This is a genomic window from Rhizobacter sp. P3_C12, from assembly GCF_056402735.1.
In genome coordinates, this window is the sequence record NZ_JBFUGW010000187.1 from 1 (window position 1) to 18,131 (window position 18,131).

Sequence of the window (18,131 nt, forward strand, 5' to 3'; positions counted from 1 at the left end):
GTGCTGGCGGCGCTGGCGCGCTGGGGCGGCCACGCGGCGCTGCTGGTCGGCGCGGCCGCCGTATTCGCGCTGCTGCTGGCGGCGTGGAGCTCGGCGCGGCTGGTCGCGCCGTTGAAGCGCCTGCTGCGCTCGCTGGAGAGCGCGGTGCTCAGCTACCGCGACGGCGATTTCAGCGTCTCGATCAGCGACGACCACGGCGGCGAGCTCGGCGCGCTGGTGCAGCAGCACAACACGCTCGGCCATGCGCTGCGCGACCAGCGCCAGCACCTGGCGCAGCGCGAGCTGCTGCTCGACACCGTGGTGCAGAACACGCCGGTCGCGCTGGTGCTGACCGACCTGCGGCAGCGCGTGGCCTACGCCAACATCGCCGCGCGCCAGCTGCTGGGCGAAGGCCGCAGCCTGGAGGGCAGCGATTTCGCCGCGTTGCTCGCGACGCTGCCGCCGGCGCTCGCGCGGGCGGTCGAGGAGGGCACCGACGCGCTGTTCAGCGTCACGCTGGACGGCAGCGACGAGACCTTCCACCTGTCGCAGCGCCAGTTCCGGCTGCAGGGCCGGCCGCACCGGCTGCTGCTGTTCCGGCGCATGACGCGCGAGCTGTCGCGCCAGGAGGTCGCCACCTGGAAACGCGTGATCCGCGTCATCAGCCACGAGCTGAACAACTCGCTGGCGCCGATCTCGTCGCTCGCGCACAGCGGTGCCGAGCTGGCGCGGCGCGGCGATGCGCAGCGGCTGCAGGAGGTGTTCGCGACCATCGGCGAGCGCTCGCGGCACCTGCACGGCTTCCTCGACGGCTACGCGCGCTTCGCGAAGCTGCCGGCGCCGCGGCCGGAGCGCGTCGACTGGGCGCCGTTCCTGGCGGCGCTCACGGCGCAGTACCCGTTCGAGCGCAGCGGCGAGCCGCCGGCGCGGAACGGGGTATTCGATGCGGGGCAGGTCGAGCAGGCGCTGATCAACCTGCTGAAGAACGCGCACGAGGCCGGCGGGCCGGCCGAGGGGGTCACGCTGTCGATCGCCGACACCGGGGCGGAGATCCGCTTCGAGGTGGCCGATCGCGGCCCGGGCATGAGCGACACGGTGCTCGCGCAGGCGCTGTTGCCGTTCTATTCGACCAAGCGGGCCGGCACCGGGCTCGGGCTGGCGCTGGCGCGCGAGATCGCCGAGGCGCACGGCGGGCGGATCGCGCTGGCGAACCGGCCGGACGGCGGGTTGCGCGTGGCCATCACCATTCCCCGTAGCCCGGATGCCAATCCGGGGATGCCAGACCGTTGATCCCCGGGTTGGCACCCGGGCTACTTGGTGCCGAACAACCGATCCCCCGCATCGCCGAGGCCGGGCACGATGTAGCCGTGCTCATCGAGCTGCCGGTCGATCGCCGCCACGTACACCGGCACGTCCGGATGCGACGACTGGAAGTGCTTCAGGCCCTCTGGCGCCGCCAGCAGGCACACGAAGCGGATCGACTTCGGCCGCGTCTCCTTCAGCCGGTCGACCGCCGCGACCGCCGAGTTGCCGGTGGCCAGCATCGGGTCGAGCACGATCGCGTCGCGCTCGTGCATGTTGGCCGGCATCTTGAAGTAGTACTCCACCGCCACCAGCGTCTTCGGGTCGCGGTACAGCCCGACGTGGCCGATGCGCGCGCCCGGCACCACGTTCAGCATGCCGTCGAGGAAGCCGGCCCCGGCCCGCATGATGCTGACGAACACCGTCTTCTTGCCGTCGATCACCGGCGCCTGCATGGTCTCGAGCGGCGTCTCGATCTCGATCATCTGCGTCGGCATGTCGCGCGTGACCTCGTAGGCCATCAGCATGCTGATCTCGTTCAGCAGGCGCCGGAAACTGTTGGTGCTGCGGTCCTTCTGGCGCATCAGCGTGAGCTTGTGCTGGATCAGCGGGTGGGTGACGTGGTGCACGGGTGCGGTCATGGGCTCTCCTCGGGGTTTGCCAGTTATATCGGCTCCAGTTGCAAGCAACCAGCATTTCGTCACGCTGCGCCGCTCAAGTCGCGCACCGGCCCTGTCGAAAGACAGTCGTCGCTGCGTCCGAATTCCCATCGCATGTCCGTTCCGTCCTTCTCGCGCCGTCTTGCCTGCTGCCTGCTCGGGATGCTGCCCCTGCTGGCGGCCGCGCAGTCGCTGCGCATCGTCACCGAGGAACTGCCGCCGTACAACATGACGCTGAACGGCCAGGTGACCGGGCTCGGCACCGAGGTCGTGCAGGCCGTGCTGAAGGAGGCCGGCCTGGCCGACACGCCGATCCAGGTGATGCCCTGGGCGCGCGCCTACGACATCGCGCTGAACCAGGAGAACGTGCTGATCTACTCGATCACCCGCACGCCGCAGCGCGAGAAACGCTTCAAGTGGGTCGGGGTGATCGCGCCGACGCGCTGGTACCTGTTCTCGCTCGGCGGCCGCACGCTGCCGGTGAAGACGCTGGACGACGCGCGCCGCTACCAGACCGCCACCGTCAACGAGGATGCCGGCGAACAATACCTGGTCGACAAGGGCTTCAAGCTCGGCCAGAACCTGCAGTCCAGCAACCGCTACGAGCTGAACTACGAGAAGCTGAAGGGCGGCCGCGTCGACCTGTGGATCGCCAACGAGTTGAACGCGATCTACCTGGTGCGCCAGGCCGGCGACGACCCCGCCCGCATCCTGCAGCGTGCGCTCGCCCTGCCCGACCTCGGCAGCGAAGGCGGGCTCGACATGGCGTTCAGCCTGAAGACGCCGGACGCGCTGGTCGAGCGATTCCGCAAGGGGCTGGACGCGATCCGCCGCAACGGCACCTATGAGAGCCTCCAGCGMAAGTGGCTCTGACGGCGGGCCGCACAGCCCGCTCGGCCGCCAGCTGGTGCTGGCGACGCTGCTGTTCGGCATCGTCTTCACGGGGGCGGCGGTGGCGGTGCGCACCTGGTCGGCCTGGCAGGGCAACCTGGCGGCGATGACCGCCGAGCTGACGCTGATCGACGAGGTCTTCCAGCGCACGCTCGCCAAGGCCATCTGGGAGATGGACCGCGACGCGCTGCAGACCCATGTGAGCGGCGTCGCGCAGGTGAGCCCGGTCGGCCGCGTCGAGCTGCGGCTGCTGCAGAACGGCCGCACCACCGAGGTGATGATGCAGCGCCGCGAGGGCGCCGAGCCGTCGCAGCGCGCGCCGGTGCTGCGCCGCAAGCTGAGCTACGAGCCGTATCCGGGCGCGGCCGAGACCGTCGGCGAGCTGACGCTCGAAGGCGACGAGCGCGTGCTGTGGGAGCGCCTGCGCGGCGAGCTGGCCGGCATCGTGCTGACCCAGCTGATCCAGTCGCTGCTGCTGGCCGGCCTGGTGATGTGGGTGTTCAACCGCACCGTCACCGTGCACGTGCGGCGCGTCGCTCGCCACCTCGATGAGCTGACGCCGCAGACGCTGGACCGCACGCTGCGCCTCGAGCGCAAGCCCGGCCGGCGCGACGAGCTGAGCCTGCTCGAATCGGGCGTCAACCAGCTGCAGGGCAACCTGTCGGACTACCTGGCGCGCCAGCGCCGCGACGAGAGCGACCTCGCGGCCCACCGCGACCGGCTGGCCGAGCTGGTCGACGAGCAGACCGCCGAGCTGCGCGCCGCCAACGCGCAGCTGCAGGCGTTGTCGCGCAGCGACCCGCTGACGGGCCTCGCGAACCGGCGCCATTTCGACGAGGTGAAGGACATCGAGTTCCGCCGCGCGCAGCGTTTGGGCCAGCCGCTGTCGGTGCTGCTGTGCGACGTGGATTTCTTCAAGCGCTACAACGACACCTACGGCCATGCGCTGGGCGACGACTGCCTGCGCCTGATCGCGCAGACGCTGCGCGAGACCTTCGGCCGTGCCGGCGAGCTGGCCGCGCGCATCGGCGGGGAGGAGTTCGCGGTGCTGCTGCCGGCGGTCGACGCGGTGCAGGCGCAGGCCGCGGCCGAGCGGCTGCGCGCGGCGCTGGCCGAGCGCGACATCCCGCACAGCGCGTCGCAGGTGGCGCCGCGCGTCACGCTGAGCATCGGCGTCGCGCAGTTCGACGCCGACACGATGGACCGCTTCGAGGCGCTGCTGCACCGCGCCGACCAGGCGCTGTACCGCGCCAAACGACAGGGCCGCGACCGGGTGGCCGCCTGAACCGCAGGAGGACGACGATGCGCCTTGCTTTCCGTCTCGCCCACAGCATCCTCGCGCTGGCCTCGGCCTGCGCCGGCAGCGCCGCGCAGGCGCAGGCCATCCGCGGCGTCACCGAGGAGTCCGGCTACACGTGGCTGAGCGCCGGCCGCGTGACCGGCCCGGCCAGCGAGGTGGTGGCCGCGACGATGCGGCGCGCCGGCTTCACCGACTACCGTGCCGGCGTCTACCCCTGGGCGCGTGCCTACGACATGGCGCTGCAGGAGCCGAACGTGCTGATCTTCATGATCGCGCGCACGCCGCAGCGCGAGGACAAGTTCAAGTGGGCCGGCGAGTTCATGCGCATCGACTACCACCTGTACAAGCTGCGCACCGACACCGAGGTGGTGGTGCGCACGCTGCAGGACGCCAGGGCCTACAGCGTCGGCGTGCTGCGCGGCGACGTGCGCGAGCAGTACCTGCAGTCGCAGGGCTTCACGCGGCTGGTGGTGTCGGCGCAGAACGCCGACAACTTCCGCAAGCTGCTGCACCGCCAGGTGCAGCTGGTGCCGATGCCCGAGCGCGACGTGCAGCAGCAGTGCGAGGAGTCGCACATCGATTGCGCGACGGTGCTGGAGAAGGTCTACACGCTGGACGGGCTGTCGACCGGCCTGTTCATGGCCTATGGCCGGGCCACGCCCGACGACGTGGTGGCGCGCACGCGCGCGGCGTTCGAGAAGGTGAAGGCCGACGGCACGCTGGCGCGGCTGATGGGCTGGCCGGCGCGCTGAGCCGGTGCCGGGTGCTCAGTGGCCGGTGGCCGGCTGGGCCAGCAGCTCGCCGACCGCGTTCAGCACGCGCGGGTTCCACACCATGCCGATGTGGCTGCTGTCGACCTCGAGGTCGCGCACCAGGCCAGTGGCGTGTTCCTGCGGGCCGTGGATGCAGGTCTGCCACGCGACGATGCCGTCGTTGCGGCTGTAGATCGATGCGGTGGGCACGGGCGGCGGCGTGCGCAGGCGGCGGCTCATCGCCGGGTCGAGCCGGGCCGGCGCGCCGTTCAGCAGCCGGTACAGCCAGCCGACGTGGCTGTGGTCGGCCTCGGCGTTGAACGGCGTGCCGATCGTGATGACACGGCGCACCTGCGGCGCGAGCAGCTTGCCGAGTTCGCGGGCGTAGAGGCCGCCGAGGCTCCAGCCGACCAGCGTCGCGCGGCCGGCGTGGGGTTTCAGCAGCGCCTGGACATGGTCGGCGAGCTCGGCCATCCAGGCATCGACGTCGCCGCGCGGGCCGACGTTCAGGCCGCGGCCCCAGTCGAAGGCGGTGTAGCCGAGGGCGCTGCAGTGTTCACGCAGCGTCGCGACCGCGCTGCCGTCGGCGGCGAGGCCGGGGAAGATGACGACCGGGTGGCCGTCGCCGGCCTGCACCTTGGAGAAGCCGCGGCGCAGGCGGTGCGAGGCCAGTTCGACGGCGGCGCGCCACGGTTCGCTGACCAGCAGCCCGAGGGCCGGGCGGGAGATCGGTGCCAGGCCCAGCGCAGCGGACGGCAGGCAGGTGTCGGTGCTGGGACCCATGGGGCGCTCCTGAGATTCGTTGCCCCCAGGCTAGCGCCGCGACCCGGCGATGCCTATCGGGCAAAAGAGGCAATCCGTGTAGGACTTCGGGGAAGTGCCCTGCAGGCGTGTCGGAAGCCCGGCTCAGCCGAGCCCGTAGCGGGACCACCAGCCGAGCTGCCGGTTCATCCCCGGAGGCAGCGTGATGCGCAGCTGCTCGTGCCCGCTGCGCTGGGTGACATGGGTGATGATGTCGCCGATCAGGTCCGGGGGCAGCTGGCGCACCGCGGCGCGGTCGCAGCGCGACAGGTCGAGGTGGCCGTCGAGCGTGTCGAGCCAGTGGCGCAGCGCGAACACGACGCTGTCGGCGTCGGGCACGTGGCGAACGAATTCCTCGTCCAGCCGCTGCAGCAGGCGCTCCTGCGGCGTTCGCGCCGTGACGCGAGGACGCTCGCGGAGGTCCTTGAAGGTGGCGCGGCCGTCCCACAGCGAACGCCACCAGGTGATCCACAGGTAATCGCGCCAGCCTCTCATGCGCGCTTGAGTAACCGCCGGGCGCGCCGGGTTCCACGGCAAGAGGGTTCGGTCCGTCCGTTCCCCCGTCCCCCGTTCAGCCGGCTTCCTGCCGGTCGGCGTCGCGGCGCTGCCGCAGCCACCCATCGATGCACTTCTGCAGCGCCACCGGATCGGCCGGCTTGACGAAATGGTGGTCGAAGCCGGCCGCCTCGGCGCGCAGGCGGTCTTCCTGCTGGCCGTAGCCGGTCAGCGCGAGCAGCAGCGCGCTGCGCGTGCCGTCCATCGTGCGCAGGCGCGCGGCGACCTCGTAGCCGTCGAGGATCGGCAGCCCGATGTCGAGCACCACCACCTCGGGGCCGAAGCTCTCGGCCACCGCCAGCGCCTCGCGGCCGTCGGCGGCGGTGCGCACCTGGTGGCCGCCGAGGGCGAGCAGGTCGGCCACGCTGTGCGCCGCGTCGTGGTTGTCGTCGACCACCAGCACCCGTGCCGGCTGCGGCGCCCCGGGCTCGAGTGCGGGGCCGCCGGCCTCGCCGGAGCGCACCAGCCCGACGCACGGCAGCCGCAGCGTGAACACCGCGCCGCGGCCGATGCCGTCGCTCGCCGCCTCCAGGCTGCCGCCGTGCATCTGCGCGAGGCGCTGTGCGAGCGTCAGCCCGACGCCCAGCCCGCCCTGGGCCCGGTCCAGCGTGCGCGAGCCCTGCGTGAACAGGTCGAAGATGCGCGGCAGCAGCTGCGCATCGATGCCGATGCCCTGGTCGCGCACCTGGATCACCGCGCCCTGCTCGGTGGTGCTGGCCTCGAGCGCGATGCGCGTGCCCTTCTCGCTGTACTTCGAGGCGTTGTTCAGCAGGTTCGACACGATCTGCGCGAGCCGCGCGAAATCGCCGTGCAGCCACATCGGCTCGGCCAGCGGCAGCACCTGCAGCCGCTGCTCGCGGGCGTCGATCAGCGGCTGCGCGGTCTCGACGCTCTGCGTGATCACCGCGTTCAGGTCCACCTTCTCGCGGCTCAGCACGATCTTGCCCTGGCTGATGCGGGCCACGTCGAGCAGTTCCTCGATCAGCCGCGTCATCTGCTTGAGCTGGCGCACCATGATGTCGGTGGCCCAGCCGAATTTCGGGTCGGGCGGCGCGATGCGGCGGATCACCTCCAGCGCGGTGCGGATCGGCGCCAGCGGGTTGCGCAGCTCGTGCGACAGCATCGCGAGGAACTCGTCCTTGCGCCGCCCGGCCTCCTGCAGCTGCATCTCGGCGGCGCGCCGCTCGACGATCTCGCCCTGCAGGCTGCCGTAGAGGATGGCGTTCTCCAGCGCGGCCGCGGCGCGTGCCGCGAGGTCGTCGAGCACGCGCCAGTCGGGTCGCTGCGCGGCATCGTCGGTCGCCACCAGCAGCGCGCCGAGCAGGCGGTCGCCGTTGACCAGCGGCAGCGCCTGCACCGCCTGCCAGGGCACGGCCCGCGCACGGCCCGGGCCGAAGGCATCGGGCGCGAGTGCGGCAAGCTCGTTCGCTGCCAGCACGACGGTGCGGCGCTCGGCCAGCGCCTGGCGCAGTGCCGCGGCGAGCGGCGGCGTGAGGTCCATCAGCATGCGGTGGGCGGTGTGGCCTGCACCCGTACCCGCCGACGCGACCACCAGCCGCTGGCGCGCCCCCGGCTCGTCGCCGGGCAGCACGACCGCGGCGCTCGCCATCGCCGGCACCAGCAGCTCGGCCAGCGCCTGCACGCACACCTCGGCCTGCAGCGAGCCGCTGAGCACCCGGCTCGCGTCGGCCAGGAAGGCCGAGCGGCGGTCGTTGTCCTCCGCGACACGGCGCGCCGCCTCGGCGGCCGCCACCGCCACGTGCGCATCGGCCTGCTCGCGGATCTGCCGCTGCATCGCGAACAGCCGCACGAACACCCGCACCTTGCTGCGCAGGATGTGCGGCACCACCGGCGACTGGATGTAGTCGACCGCGCCCAGCGCATAGCCGCGCTCGGTCTGCATTTCGTCGGCGTACGAGGTGATGAAGATGATCGGCGTGTCGACCGAGCGCTTGTACTGCCGGATCAGCGCGGCCGTCTCGAAGCCGTCGATGTCGGGCATGTTGACGTCGAGCAGGATCACCGCGAACTCGCGCTGCAGCACCTCGCGCAGCGCCTCGCGGCCGGAGCGCACGAACACCAGGTTCTGGCCGAGCTCCTCGAGCACGGTGCCGAAGACCAGCAGCTTCTCCGGCAGGTCGTCCACGACCAGGATATTGACCCGGCTGTCCGGGTCGGTCGCGGCGGTACTCACTTGCTGAGCCAGCCGCGCAGCACGACCAGCAGGTAGGCCGTGTCGACCGGCTTGGAGAGGTAGTCCCAGGCCCCGGCGTCGATGCACTTCTCGCGGTCGCCCTTCATCGCCTTGGCCGTCACCGCGATCAGCGGCAGCTCCTTGCCGCGCGGCAGCCGGCGCATCTGGCGCATCGTCTCCATGCCATCCATCTCCGGCATCATGATGTCCATCAGCACGATGTCGATGCTCGGGTCGGTCTCCACCAGCCGGATCGCATCGCGGCCGTTCTCGGCCGAGACGATCACCATGCCGTGGTTGTCCAGCACCGTCGCCAGCGCGAAGATGTTGCGCATGTCGTCGTCGACGATCAGCACCTTGCGGCCGTGCAGCCGGCGGTCGGCGTCATCCAGCTCGCGCGCCGAGCGGCGCTCTTCTTCCGACATCGTCGCCTCGCCGCGGTGCAGGAAGAACGCCGACGCGTCCAGCATGCGCTCCAGCGTGTCGGCGCGGCGCAGCGCGAATGCGCTGTGGCCGCGCTCCCAGCTCACGCACACCGCAGGGTCGCGGCTGGCCAGCACGATCGGCAGCTGGCGCGCGAGCGGCCGCGATTCGAGCGACTCGATCACGTCCTCGGGACCGAAGTCGGCGACGCTGCCGTCGGTGATCAGGCAGTCGATGCTGCCGTGCGCGATGCGCTCGCGCGCCTCGTCGACACCGCTGGCCTGCACGATGTCGGTCTCGGTGTCGAGCGCGTCCAGGAAGGCGGCGCGCGCCGGCGTGTCGGCCATCATCACCAGCAGCCGCTTGCGGCGCCGCTCGGCGAACTCGTGCAGGTGGCCGAGCGCCTCCTCGACCTCGTCGACCGATTGCAGCGGCTTCGTCAGGAAGCCCACCGCACCCGAGCGCAGCGCGCGTTCGCGCGAGTCGTCGGTGGACACCACGCAGACCGGGATGTGGCGCGTCGCGAGGTCGGACTTCAGCCGCTCCAGGATGCGCCAGCCCTCCATGTCGGGCAGGAAGATGTCGAGCGTGATGACGGCCGGCTGGAAGTCGCGCGTCAGCGCGAGCGCGGTGGCGCCGCTGGTGCTGACCAGTCCCTTGAAGCCGACGCGGCGCGCCGCCTGCAGCAGCACGTCGGCGAAGGCCAGGTCGTTCTCGACGATCAGCAGCACTTTGTCGCCGAGCAGGATGTCGGCGCGGTCGTCGTCGGCGGCGTTGTCGGCCAGCTCGTCGGCATCGCTGCCCTCGTTGGCCGGCAGCGGCGCCTCGGTGCGGATCCGCTCCAGCACCGGCAGCGCCTCGGCGATCACCACCGGCGGCGCGTTGCGGCCGTGGCGCAGGCTGCGCGTGGCGCTGTAGCTCTGCGGCAGGTACAGCGTGAAGGTGCTGCCCTCGGCCGGTGCGCTGACCAGCCGGATCTCGCCGCCCAGCAGCCGCGCCAGCTCGCGGCTGATCGCGAGGCCCAGGCCCGTGCCGCCGTACTTGCGCGAGGTCGAGCCGTCGGCCTGCTGGAAGGCCTCGAAGATGATCTGCTGCTTGTCCGGCGAGATGCCGATGCCGGTGTCCGACACCGAGAACGCGATCACCTGCGACGCGCGGTTCAGGTCCTCGTTGTCGCGCGACCAGCCGCGGTCCACCACCTCCATCGTCAGCCGCACCGCGCCCTGGTGCGTGAACTTGAACGCGTTCGACAGCAGGTTCTTGATGATCTGCTGCAGCCGCTTCACGTCGGTGACGATGGTCTTCGGCAGCGGGGCGATCCGCACCGGCGCGCCGATCTCGAACGCGACGTGGCGCGATTCGGCGACGTGGCGGAAGCTGCGGTCCACCGAGCGCTGCAGGTCTTCCAGCCGCAGCTCCGAGACATCCACCGCGACCGTGCCCGATTCGATCTTCGACAGGTCGAGGATGTCGTTGATCAGCATCAGCAGGTCGTTGCCCGACAGGTGGATGGTCTTCGCGAACTCCACCTGGCGCGGCGTCAGGTTGCCGTCGCTGTTCTTGCACAGCTGGTCGGACAGGATCAGCAGGCTGTTCAGCGGCGTGCGCAGCTCGTGCGACATGTTGGCCAGGAATTCGGACTTGTACTTCGAGGTCAGCGCGAGCTGCTCGGCCTTCTCTTCCAGCGCCTGCCGGGCCTGCTCCACTTCCTGGTTCTTGCGCTCCACTTCCTGGTTCTGGTGCACCAGCAGCCGCGCCTTCTCCTGCAGCTCCTCGTTGGTCTGCTGCAGCTCCTGCTGGCGGCTCTGCAGCTCCTCGGCCAGCGACTGCGACTGCGTCAGCAGGTCTTCGGTGCGCATGTTCGCGCTGATCGTGTTGATCACGATGCCGATCGATTCGGTCAGCTGGTCGAGGAAGGCCTGGTGCGCCGGGTTGAAGCGCTCCAGCGAGGCCAGCTCCAGCACGCCGCGCACCTCGCCCTCGAAGACGATCGGCAGCACCAGGATGTCGAGCGCCGCGCCCTCGCTCAGGCCGGTGGCGATGCGGAACGCGCTGCCCGGCACGTTGGTCACCAGGATCTTGGTCTTCTCGACCGCGCACTGGCCGACCAGGCCCTGGCCGAGGTCGACCTCCTTGCCGTGCGAGGCCTGGCCGCCCGACGCGTAGCTGCCGAACAGCTTCAGCCGCGGGCCCAGGCCGCCGCTGCCGGTCAGCACGTAGAACTCGGCCTGCTGCGCGCCGACCACCGGCGCCAGTTCGGACAGGATCAGCTGGCCCACCGTCAGCAGGTCCTTCTGGCCCTGCAGCATGCGGCTGAACTTCGCGAGGTTGGTCTTCAGCCAGTCCTGCTCGGTGTTCTTCTGCGTGGTGTCCTTCAGGTTGCGGATCATCTCGTTGATGGTGTCCTTCAGCGCGGCCACCTCGCCCTGCGCCTCCACCGTGATCGAGCGCGTCAGGTCGCCCTGCGTCACCGCGGTCGCCACCTCGGCGATGGCGCGCACCTGCGTGGTCAGGTTGGCGGCCAGCTGGTTGACGTTCTCGGTCAGGCCCTTCCAGGTGCCGGYCGCGCCGGGCACCTTGGCCTGGCCGCCGAGCTTGCCCTCCACGCCGACCTCGCGCGCCACCGTGGTCACCTGGTCGGCGAAGGTCGCGAGCGTCTCGGTCATGCTGTTGATGGTCTCGGCCAGCGCGGCGATCTCGCCCTTGGCCTCCACCGTCAGCTTCTGCTGCAGGTCGCCGTTGGCCACCGCGGTCACCACCTTGGCGATGCCGCGCACCTGGCCGGTCAGGTTGCCGGCCATGAAGTTCACGTTGTCGGTCAGGTCCTTCCAGGTGCCCGACACGTCGCGCACCTGCGCCTGCCCGCCGAGCCGGCCTTCGGTGCCCACTTCGCGCGCCACGCGCGTCACTTCGGCGGCGAACGACGACAGCTGGTCGACCATCGTGTTGATGGTGGCCTTCAGCTCCAGGATCTCGCCCTTCACGTCGACCGTGATCTTCTTCGACAGGTCGCCGGCGGCCACCGCCTTCGTCACGTCGGCGATGTTGCGCACCTGGCTGGTCAGGTTCGACGCCATCAGGTTCACCGAGTCGGTCAGGTCCTTCCAGGTGCCGGCCACGCCCTGCACGTCGGCCTGGCCACCCAGCTTGCCTTCGGTGCCCACYTCGCGCGCCACSCGCGTCACYTCSGMGGCGAACGAGCGCAGCTGGTCGACCATCGTGTTGATGGTGTTCTTCAGCTCCGAGATCTCGCCCTTCACGTCGACGGTGATCTTCTTCGACAGGTCGCCGGCGGCCACCGCGGTCGTCACCTCGGCGATGTTGCGCACCTGGCTGGTCAGGTTGCCGGCCATSRAGTTSACCGAMTCGGTCAGGTCCTTCCAGGTGCCGGCCACGCCCTGCACGTCGGCCTGGCCGCCCAGGATGCCTTCGGTGCCCACCTCGCGCGCGACGCGCGTCACCTCGGCGGCGAACGATCGCAGCTGGTCGACCATCGTGTTGACGGTGTTCTTCAGCTCCAGGATCTCGCCCTTCACGTCGACGGTGATCTTCTTCGACAGGTCGCCGGCGGCCACCGCCTTGGTCACGTCGGCGATGTTGCGCACCTGGCTGGTCAGGTTGCCGGCCATCGAGTTGACCGAATCGGTCAGGTCCTGGAACTCGCCCTTCACGTCGACGTCGATCTTCTTCGACAGGTCGCCCTTCGCGACGGCGGTCGTCACGTCGGCGATGTTGCGCACCTGGTYGGTCAGGTTGCCGGCCATCGAGTTGACCGARTCGGTCAGGTCCTTCCAGGTGCCSGMCACGCCYTYCACCYKSGCCTGGCCGCCCAGCRWRCCCTCGGTGCCCACCTCGCGCGCCACGCGCGTCACCTCGGCCGAGAAGTTGCCGAGCTGCTCGACCATCTTGTTGATGGTCTTCGCGGTGCGCAGGAATTCGCCCTCGAGCTCGCGGCCCTCGACCTCCAGTGCCATGCTCTTGCTCAGGTCGCCCTGGGCCACCGCGCCGATCACCCGCGCCACCTCGCTGGTCGGGTGCACCAGGTCGTCGATCAGCGCATTGATCGAGTCGATCGAGGCGCCCCAGAAGCCGCGCGTCTCGCTGAGCACCGCGCGCTGCTTCAGCTTGCCTTCCTTGCCGACCACCTGGCGCAGCCGGCCGAGCTCGTCGGCCATCGCGGCGTTCTGCTCGACCAGGTCGTTGAAGACGTCGGCCACCTTGCCCGGCAGGCCCTCCCAGTGCAGCGGCAGGCGCACGCTGGCGTCGCCGCGCCGCAGCTGCGTCAGCGCGGCGAGCAGGGTGGCCATCTCGCGCTCCGGGGTCGCGATTTCGTTGAGTTCGATCACGTTCATGACAGGGCTTTCCAGACAGATTGAAGCCGGCGAGAGCAGGATGGCGGTGTCGATCCCGGCCCGCCGCATGTCTTTTTGCATGCGAAGCGTGCGCGTGGTCCCGCAGACTACCGCTGCATCGTCGCAAGCTTGTGACGGACGGTACCGTCTGCGCTTGTAGGATGGGGACTACATCCGGTGCGCCGTGCCCCGGCAACCCGCGAGTTTGCTGGGTTGGCGAGCCCCCACCCCTCCGGCTTCATGCCCCGCCGGCGGGTTCGGAAACCCGTTGCGGCAGCGTAGACTTTTTCACCATGGCATCCGCTGGAGGACCCGATTTGCAAGATGTGACCGTGCTCTACGTCGAAGACAACGACGACCTGCGACTGAGCATCTCGATGCTGATGGAGCAGCCCGGGCGCACGCTGACCGCGTGCGCCAACGGCGAAGAGGCGCTGGCGCTGTGTGCCGCGAACGAGTACGACATCGTCATCACCGACGTCAGCCTGCCCGGCATCTCCGGCACCGACCTCGCGAAGCAGCTGCTCGCGAAGCAGCCCGAGCGCTGGGTGGTGCTGTGCTCGGGCTACGAGTTCGGCGAGTGGGTGCGGCAGTTCGGCCCGAACGTGCGGGCGCTGCGCAAGCCGTTCGAGCCCGAGGAGCTCGAGGCGTTGATGGACGAGATCAGCGCTGCGGTCAGGACCCGTGGTTGACGGTTGACAGAAGAAGAGGAGAACAACCCGCATGAAGAGACCCTCCCTTGACTCGCCCGACCGGCTGCTGCCGAAGGCGCCGACCGGCATCGCCGGTCTCGACGAGATCACCGAAGGCGGCCTGCCGCGCGGCCGGCCGACGCTGGTGTGCGGCGCTGCCGGCTGCGGAAAGACGCTGCTGGCCGCCGAGTTCCTGGTGAATGGCGCGCTGCAGTACGGCGAGCCGGGCGTGTTCATGAGCTTCGAGGAAAGCAGCGACGACCTGGTCGCCAACATGCGCTCGCTCGGCCACGACCTGGACGTGCTGCAGGCCGAAGGCAAGCTGGCGATCGACCAGGTGAAGATCGAGCGCAGCGAGATCGAGGAGACCGGCGAGTACGACCTCGAGGGCATGTTCATCCGGCTCGACCACGCGATCCGCCGCATCGGCGCGAAGCGCGTGGTGCTCGACACCATCGAGGCGCTGTTCTCGGGCCTGCCGAACCAGGCGCTGCTGCGCGCCGAGCTGCGCCGGCTGTTCCACTGGCTGAAGGACCGCGGCATGACGGCCATCGTCACCGGCGAGCGCGGCGAGAACACGCTGACCCGCTACGGGCTCGAGGAGTACGTGGCCGACTGCGTGCTGCTGCTCGATCACCGCATCATCGACCAGGTGTCCACGCGCCGGCTGCGCGTCGTCAAGTACCGCGGCTCGGCGCACGGCACCAACGAGTACCCGTTCCTGATCGGCGCGAGCGGCCTGTCGGTGCTGCCGATCACCTCGCTGCGGCTCGACCACCAGGCCAGCGACGAACGGGTGTCGACCGGCGTGCGCGGGCTCGACGGCATGCTCGGCGGGCGCGGCGTGTTCCGCGGCAGCAGCGTGCTGGTCTCCGGCACGGCCGGCACCGGCAAGAGCAGCGTCGGCGCGAGCTTCGTCGATGCGGTGTGCGCGCGCGGCGAGAAGGCGGTGCTGTTCGCGTACGAGGAGTCCGAGAGCCAGCTGATCCGCAACATGAAGTCGATCGGCATCGACCTCGGGCGCTGGAAGGCCAAGGGGCTGCTGGAGATCCATGCGTCGCGGCCGACGCTGCACGGGCTGGAGCAGCACCTGGTGGCGATGTACGACATCGTCAGGTCGGCGCGGCCCGACGCGGTCGTGATCGACCCGATCAGCAACCTCGTGATGAGCCAGGCCGACAGCTCGCTGCAGGCCACGCTGATCCGGCTGATCGATTTCCTGAAGCAGCAGGGCGTGACCTCGCTGTTCACGACGCTGGCGCATGGCCCGGTCACCGAGGTGTTCGACAGTTCCGGCGTCGGCGTCTCGTCGCTGATGGACAGCTGGATCGTGCTGGCGAACCTCGAACTGAACGGCGAACGCACCCGCACGCTGCAGGTCGTCAAGTCGCGCGGCATGCCGCATTCGAACCAGGTGCGCGAGTTCCTGCTCAGCGAGCACGGTGTCGAGCTGGTCGACGTGTTCGTGTCCGACCAGCGCGTGCTGACCGGCTCGGCGCGCAAGCTGCGCGAGGCGCAGGAGGGGCGCGGATGAACGCCGGGCGTGCGATCGCCACCAACCCCGAGTGGCAGCTGAAGCTGTATGTCGCGGGGCATACTGCCAAGTCCATGGCGGCCCTCGACAACCTCAAGCACATCTGCGAGACCCACCTCGCGGGCCGCTATTCGATCGAGGTGGTCGACCTGCTGGTCAACCCGCAGCTGGCCGCCGGCGACCAGATCCTCGCGGTGCCGACGCTGGTGCGCAAGGTGCCCGAGCCGATGCGCAAGATCATCGGCGACCTGTCGAACGAAGAGCGCGTGCTGGTCGGCCTCGACGTGCGGCCCTACGTGCCGTCTTCGGCACGAGCGCGATGACCCTGGACGACCGCCTGCCGGACCTCGTCGACCTGCGGCTCTATGTCACGGGGGCGACGCCGGCCTCGGCGCGGGCGGTCGTCAATGCGCGGCGCTTCTGCGAGACCCATCTGACAGGCCGCTACCGGCTGGAGGTGCTCGACATCGGCGAGCACGTCGAACAGGCGGCTGCCGACCAGATCATCGCGGCGCCGACGCTGATCCGCCTGGCACCCTTGCCGCTGCGCCGCTTCATCGGTGACCTGTCCGACGACGAGCGGTTGCGCCGTTCGCTCGACCCGCTGCATCTGCTGCCGGCGGCGGGAGCTGGAGGATGACGGCCTCCGACCGCCTGCAGCACGACAACGAGGGCCTGCGGGTGCGCCTGGAGGAGGCGGAAGACACGCTGCGGGCGATCCGCAACGGCGACGTCGACGCGATCGTCGTCGGCCGCGACATCTACACGCTCGACACCGCGAATGCCGCCGACAACAAGCTGCGTCGCGCGGTGCTGACGCAGATGGAAGACGCCGTGCTCGCGTTCGACGATGGCGGCCACCTGATCTTCATGAACGCGGCCGCCGAGCGGCAGTACGGGCAGAGCGCTTCGGCGCTGCTCGGCCGCAGCTGCGACGAGCTGTACCGCGAGGTCTGGCCCGACGACGCACTGCGCGAGGCCTGCCGGCGCGAGCTGCTCGACACCGGCAGCTACCGTGCCCGCCTGCTGCACGTGAAGCGCAACGACGAGGCCCTGCACGTCGAATGCACCGTGTCGCGCCTGCGCGGCGCCCAGGGCGAGCCGATCGGCCGGCTGTGCGTGATCCGCGACGTGAGCGCGCGCCTGGCGGCCGAGCAGACGCTGATGATCGCCTCGCTCGCGCTGGCGCGCCGCGAGCGCGAGTTCGCGACGCTGGTCGAGAACTCGCCCGACATCTTCGCGCGCATCGACCGCGGGTTGCGCCACGTCTACGTCAGCCCGGTGGTGCAGCGCCACCTCGGCATCACGCCCTCGACCATGCTGGGCAAGACCTTCGGCGAGCTCGGGCTGCCGGCGGCGCTGTGCGCGCAATGGAACGGTGCGCTGAAGGAGGTGTTCGCCACCGGCCGGCTGGTGCGGCTGAACTACGCGATGGACAGCGCCGCGCAGGGCGAGCGCTTCTTCAACGCGCGCCTGATGCCGGAGTTCGGCGACGACGGCAGCGTCGAATCGGTGCTGGTGATCGCCTCCGACGTGACCGAGCAGGCGCAGATCGACGCCGCGTTCCACGAGAGCCAGGCGCGGCTGCAGTTCACGCTCGATTCGGCGCGCATCGGCGAGTGGGAACTCGACATCGCGAGCGACACCGCGCGCACCTCGCTGCGCCACGACCGCTGCTTCGGCTACGACGAGCCGGTGGGCCAGTGGGGCAGCCGGGTGATGCTGTCGCATGTGCACCCGGCCGACCGCGAACGCATCGCGGCGCTGTTCCAGACCAGCGAGGCGACGCAGCAGGACCTGCACTTCGAGGCGCGCGTGCTGTGGCCGGACGGCTCGCTGCACTGGATCGAGGCGCACGGCGTGTTCTACGGCAGCGAGGGCGATGCACGAAGCAGCAGCCGCCGGCTGCTGGGCATCGTCGCCGACATCACCGACCGCAAGCTGGCCGAGGCCGCGCTGCACGACAACGACCGCCGCAAGGACGAGTTCCTCGCGACGCTGGCGCACGAGCTGCGCAACCCGCTGGCGCCGATCCGCAATGCGCTGGAGATCATGCAGCGCAACCCGGGGCCGGTGGCGCAGGCGCATGCGCGCGAGGTGATCGAGCGGCAGCTCGGGCAGATGGTGCACCTGGTCGACGACCTGCTGGACGTGAGCCGCATCAGCCAGGGCAAGCTCGAGTTGCGCCGCACGCGCGTCGACCTGGCCGAGGTGCTGAAGACGGCGGTCGAGACCAGCCGGCCGCTGGTCGATGCGGGCCGGCACGAGCTGCGCGTGCAGCTGCCGCCGGCCGGCGAGCTGTGCGTCGATGGCGACACCACGCGGCTGTGCCAGATCGTCGCGAACCTGCTGAACAACGCCGCGAAGTACACGCCCGAGGGCGGCTCGATCGAACTCGGCGCGTGGCGCGAGGAGGGCCGCACCGATCCGGAGAACGGCGAGGCGGTGATCTCGGTGCAGGACTCCGGCGTCGGCCTCTCGCACGACATGCTGCCGCGGGTGTTCGACATGTTCGCGCAGGTCGACCGCTCGGTCGCGCGGGCGCAGGGCGGGCTGGGCATCGGCCTCGCGCTGGTGAAGCAGCTGGTGGAGATGCACGGCGGCACGGTCGAGGCGCACAGCGAGGGCATGGGCAGCGGCTGCCGCTTCGTCGTGCGCCTGCCGCTGGTGGCGGCCCGCCTGCCCGCGGCCCTGGCG

The 18,131-nt window shown here is 70.3% G+C and carries 14 protein-coding genes; 9 read left to right on the forward strand and 5 right to left on the reverse strand.

Annotation, left to right across the window (positions count from 1 at the left end):
* Window positions 1–1,269: sensor histidine kinase (locus tag AC1DXV_RS23810; protein WP_477935848.1), on the forward strand; the 1,269-nt coding region annotated here is incomplete at its 5' end.
* 20 nt (window positions 1,270–1,289) lie between these two features.
* On the opposite strand, the gene upp is transcribed toward AC1DXV_RS23810, so the two are convergent.
* A complete protein-coding gene (upp, locus tag AC1DXV_RS23815; protein ID WP_477866046.1) occupies window positions 1,290–1,922 on the reverse strand; it encodes a uracil phosphoribosyltransferase in 633 nt (210 codons plus the stop codon).
* A 132-nt stretch (window positions 1,923–2,054) separates the two neighbouring features.
* Here upp and AC1DXV_RS23820 point away from each other — a divergent pair, with 132 nt between their 5' ends.
* From AC1DXV_RS23820 to AC1DXV_RS23830, 3 genes are read left to right on the forward strand one after another with little or no spacing between them, the layout of a single operon-like run.
* Window positions 2,055–2,813, forward strand: coding sequence for a substrate-binding periplasmic protein (locus AC1DXV_RS23820; protein WP_477866045.1), 759 nt, complete (start codon window positions 2,055–2,057; stop codon window positions 2,811–2,813).
* A complete protein-coding gene (locus AC1DXV_RS23825) occupies window positions 2,785–4,116 on the forward strand; it encodes a diguanylate cyclase domain-containing protein (protein ID WP_477935850.1) in 1,332 nt (443 codons plus the stop codon). The genes AC1DXV_RS23820 and AC1DXV_RS23825 overlap by 29 nt, the downstream gene beginning before the upstream one ends.
* A gap of 17 nt (window positions 4,117–4,133) precedes the next feature.
* Window positions 4,134–4,883, forward strand: coding sequence for a substrate-binding periplasmic protein (locus AC1DXV_RS23830; protein ID WP_477872290.1), 750 nt, complete (start codon window positions 4,134–4,136; stop codon window positions 4,881–4,883).
* Window positions 4,884–4,898: 15 nt separating this feature from the next.
* Here AC1DXV_RS23830 and AC1DXV_RS23835 read toward each other — a convergent pair whose 3' ends face one another.
* The 4 genes from AC1DXV_RS23835 to AC1DXV_RS23850 all read right to left on the reverse strand — a co-directional run bounded on the left by AC1DXV_RS23835 (window position 4,899) and on the right by AC1DXV_RS23850 (window position 13,208).
* On the reverse strand, window positions 4,899–5,666 hold the full coding sequence (locus tag AC1DXV_RS23835) for an alpha/beta fold hydrolase (RefSeq protein ID WP_477872288.1): 768 nt from the start codon (window positions 5,664–5,666) through the stop codon (window positions 4,899–4,901).
* Window positions 5,667–5,789: 123 nt separating this feature from the next.
* Complete coding sequence (locus tag AC1DXV_RS23840; RefSeq protein ID WP_477872286.1) at window positions 5,790–6,179, reverse strand: hypothetical protein; 390 nt, start codon at window positions 6,177–6,179, stop codon at window positions 5,790–5,792.
* 76 nt (window positions 6,180–6,255) lie between these two features.
* Entirely contained in the window at window positions 6,256–8,433 is a 2,178-nt protein-coding gene (locus AC1DXV_RS23845) for a response regulator (protein ID WP_477935852.1), read from the reverse strand.
* On the reverse strand, window positions 8,430–13,208 hold the full coding sequence (locus tag AC1DXV_RS23850) for a HAMP domain-containing protein (protein WP_477935854.1): 4,779 nt from the start codon (window positions 13,206–13,208) through the stop codon (window positions 8,430–8,432). Before AC1DXV_RS23850 ends, AC1DXV_RS23845 begins: the two co-directional genes overlap by 4 nt.
* Before the next feature lie 326 nt (window positions 13,209–13,534).
* On the opposite strand from AC1DXV_RS23850, the gene AC1DXV_RS23855 reads away from it, so the two are divergent.
* The 5 genes from AC1DXV_RS23855 to AC1DXV_RS23875 form a co-directional block, all read left to right on the forward strand.
* A complete protein-coding gene (locus AC1DXV_RS23855; RefSeq protein WP_477868541.1) occupies window positions 13,535–13,900 on the forward strand; it encodes a response regulator in 366 nt (121 codons plus the stop codon).
* A 31-nt stretch (window positions 13,901–13,931) separates the two neighbouring features.
* A complete protein-coding gene (kaiC, locus tag AC1DXV_RS23860) occupies window positions 13,932–15,434 on the forward strand; it encodes a circadian clock protein KaiC (protein WP_477868537.1) in 1,503 nt (500 codons plus the stop codon).
* A complete protein-coding gene (locus tag AC1DXV_RS23865) occupies window positions 15,431–15,757 on the forward strand; it encodes a circadian clock KaiB family protein (protein WP_477868535.1) in 327 nt (108 codons plus the stop codon). The genes kaiC and AC1DXV_RS23865 overlap by 4 nt, the downstream gene beginning before the upstream one ends.
* Window positions 15,754–16,074, forward strand: a complete 321-nt coding sequence (locus tag AC1DXV_RS23870; protein ID WP_477868533.1) for a circadian clock KaiB family protein — start codon at window positions 15,754–15,756, stop codon at window positions 16,072–16,074. The genes AC1DXV_RS23865 and AC1DXV_RS23870 overlap by 4 nt, the downstream gene beginning before the upstream one ends.
* On the forward strand, window positions 16,071–18,131 hold a 2,061-nt coding region (locus AC1DXV_RS23875; RefSeq protein WP_477935855.1), incomplete at its 3' end, for a sensor histidine kinase. The genes AC1DXV_RS23870 and AC1DXV_RS23875, both read left to right, overlap by 4 nt.